The 2,913-nt window shown below is 56.0% G+C and carries 2 protein-coding genes; both read right to left on the bottom strand.

Annotated features, from left to right (window positions below; translation table 11 throughout):
- Positions 1-1,217 precede the first annotated feature (1,217 nt).
- Positions 1,218-1,850, bottom strand: coding sequence for a type VI secretion system amidase effector protein Tae4 (locus BFF94_RS37465; RefSeq protein ID WP_128848595.1), 633 nt, complete (start codon positions 1,848-1,850; stop codon positions 1,218-1,220).
- The gene (locus BFF94_RS37460; protein ID WP_128848597.1) at positions 1,843-2,424 is read right to left on the bottom strand and encodes a PAAR domain-containing protein; all 582 of its coding nucleotides are present in this window, start codon (positions 2,422-2,424) and stop codon (positions 1,843-1,845) included. The genes BFF94_RS37465 and BFF94_RS37460 overlap by 8 nt, the downstream gene beginning before the upstream one ends.
- Positions 2,425-2,913: the final 489 nt, after the last annotated feature.

Raw genomic sequence — 2,913 nt, 5'->3', positions numbered from 1 at the left:
TGTCGGTCTATTAGCGTCGCCCCTGCGCGGGGCAGCGGTCACTTTTCTTTGTCTTGCCAAAGAAAAGTAACCAAAAGAAAGGCGCTCGGATAACACATGACTTCCCGGTGCCATGGCTCCCGAAGTGGACCGCGCCTAAGTGTCCGCGCCAGTCAGGCGGGCGGAGTGGTTCGAGCAATGGATCTGACACCACTCACCACCCAACGGAGCGGTATACCGCCCGCTGGCTCCATCCTCGCTACGCTCGGCTGCAAGGTACTTCAGGTCGCGAGATGAGTTTGTAGTGCCTTGCTCAGAGGCGAGCGACAAATATGAGCGATGATGGCGTACCCCCGATGCCCAAGAGTAGGGACCGCGGTTAGCCGGCAAGACCTATGTACGGTACGACGTACGGCTTGCTATAGAGCAGTGCGGCAAGCAACGTTACAACGAAAAGCCCTCCTCCCCAACGACGTCCCGACCACCGTTTATACGCCACGGCGTTTAATACTGCACATGCGACGGCGGGCCATAGCAGCATGGCGAGCATGCCTGCCAGAAAGCTCACGTGAGAGGTGCAGTGTTCCATGTCGTTGCAGCCTGTCGCGTGCGATTTCGCTTCGGGCCAATGGATGTGATTGAGAATGTAGACGGTCGCCCAGGTGACGAACAAGCCCCATACGAACCCTAGTGCAGCGAGCGCCATACGTTTCATTTCACTTCCCAGAATAGGATCTCTTTGGAATTGGCAAGGTCGGAGAACCAGTTGGATGCCGACCGCGCCAGTGAGAATTCGGGTAACGTTGTTGTGCTGCCTGTGAATGTCGCTTGATTAGAACCCGGCCTTGCGCCAGGTTTCTTTTTCTATCCTTTCGACTTTCTAAGTGGCTATCTGACAAGCCATCGGTCGACGAGCCATAGGTAGGGGGCGACGTGAAGCAATAAATAGATCAGCATGACGAACAAGGTGGCAGCTGCGAACTTGATGCTCCATCTGCGCGGCGACCAACGCTTATAAGCAAAGGCGTTGAGCGTGGCAAAAACAACCGACGGCCATAAGGTCGTAATGAGCAAGGTTGCGATGTAAACTGCGTGAGGCGCGCAGTGTTCCATGTCGCTACAGCCGGCCGACCGCGATTGCAGGGCGTCAGGCCAAGGAATATGGCTGAATACATAGAGGCACGCCGCTGCAACAAGCAAGCCCCACACGAGGCCTAGAATAGCGAACGCTATACGTCTCAATTCACCTCCCAGAATAGGATTTCTTTAGATTTCGCTAGGTCCGAAATCACATTCCCGTTCCCCCCGCGAAGCCGCGACAATAAGTCTGGGAACGTTCGCTGACCAAGGCGAAATCGCCAGAGCGACGCAAAGGATGGTGTCAGTGTGTCTTTGTTCCACAGGTCGATGTGACCGCCGCTCAGTGCATCGGCTGAGTCGCCATCCTGGCGCCAGTAACCGAAAAAATAGATGATACCGGTTCGACCTTTTATCTTGTCTTGCCAATCCGGCCCGGTGATGTTCTCGGGCCTCCCCATGCCGAGAAAGGGGCGAAGCTTCAGCCATTCAGCCAGTTCGTAAGCGCGGGTTGCAGTCGCCTTTTCATCGAGAATCAGACGACCCAGCGTTTTCTTGCCCGGCATCGGCTTCAACACATTTTGGGAAAACGACTTCATGCTGCTTCCGACCTTGTGAAACGTGACGCTCATGCGGATAGCACACTGGTTTTCATACTCGCCGGCAGGGTCGGCGTAGGGGTCTTTGGTCGGATATGCGTTCCAAAGTTCTTGAAAGGACAGCGCCTGGAGTTGCACTGATTTTTTCGACTTTTCCGTTTTGTTCGTTACGACCTTCGTGGGCGGGTTAGGCATTGTTGACCTCGCGATGTTGTTTTGCAATGGCTTCGTCTCCCCAATAAACGATGTACTCCCCGGATGCATCGCCGGTATGGATGCGAGGCAGGATGCTGCTCGCATCAAGCGCGCCGGAATGGGCACGGCCGTCTGCCGTCTCGATGTAGTATGGATAGCCTGCCGGTCCGGCAACAAGGTCGCTGCTTACCGTAGTCTCGACTTGCTCGTCAAACGCGCCTTTTTTGATTGATGTGACGCCGCCTGTTGTCGTGCGGCTCGAAACGACTTCTCCGAGACCCTTTAGCCCATCACTGCACCATGCTTCACCTGCAAGTGATGCCATGATGCGTGGCGGCATCGAGCAACCGCACAGCACAATGTCTTGGTCTAGTGCGACTTCTCCCTGAAACTTGAGCCGATACGGACCGCCTGCTTTTGCGATGATGCCGGTGCTCTTGCACGTAGTGCAGAACGCGCTGCCGCCAATCAGAGCTGCTTGATGGCCGTGTACAAGGAACGGCGGCCCGCTGTATGGTTGAATCGTTCCACCACTAGAAAGGCTGTCACCGACAACTGCAATTCTTCTATTCATTGTTTGGCCCCCTCGGAAATTCACAATCGTAGTCGCTCGACGCAAGGGGACGTCTCAATATTGCGAGATGCGTGAGATGGCGCGATCGCGTTGGGTATGCTGCCTGCCGATTAGTGCTCATTCGATCCCTTGGTGATCAGTGAGGATGGCGGACTGCATGTGCATAGGGGCCGTGGCATTGTGTGCTGTGGTCTGGGATTGATCGACCGACTACGCTGCTCAAGGGGTGCGTCCCTGTCGGCCGAGCGTAGCGAGGATGGAGCCAGCGGGCGGTATACCGCTCCGTTGGGTGGTGAGTGGTGTCAGATCCATTGCTCGAACCACTCCGCCCGCCTGACTGGCGCGGACACTTAGGCGCGGTCCACTTCGGGAGCCATGGCACCGGGAAGTCATGTGTTATCCGAGCGCCTTTCTTTTGGTTACTTTTCTTTGGCAAGACAAAGAAAAGTGACCGCTGCCCCGCGCAGGGGCGACGCTAATAGACCGACA

It is taken from the genome of Burkholderia catarinensis, assembly GCF_001883705.2.
GTDB lineage: Bacteria > Pseudomonadota > Gammaproteobacteria > Burkholderiales > Burkholderiaceae > Burkholderia > Burkholderia catarinensis.
The sequence above is the reverse complement of the archived record's forward strand: the minus strand, read 5'-3'. Positions and strand labels throughout refer to the sequence as shown.

Coding starts and splice junctions, on each gene's coding strand:
- BFF94_RS37465 (WP_128848595.1), bottom strand. CDS start 1,850: ATGCCTAACCCGCCCACGAAGGTCGTAACGAACAAAACGGAAAAGTCG.
- BFF94_RS37460 (WP_128848597.1), bottom strand. CDS start 2,424: ATGAATAGAAGAATTGCAGTTGTCGGTGACAGCCTTTCTAGTGGTGGA.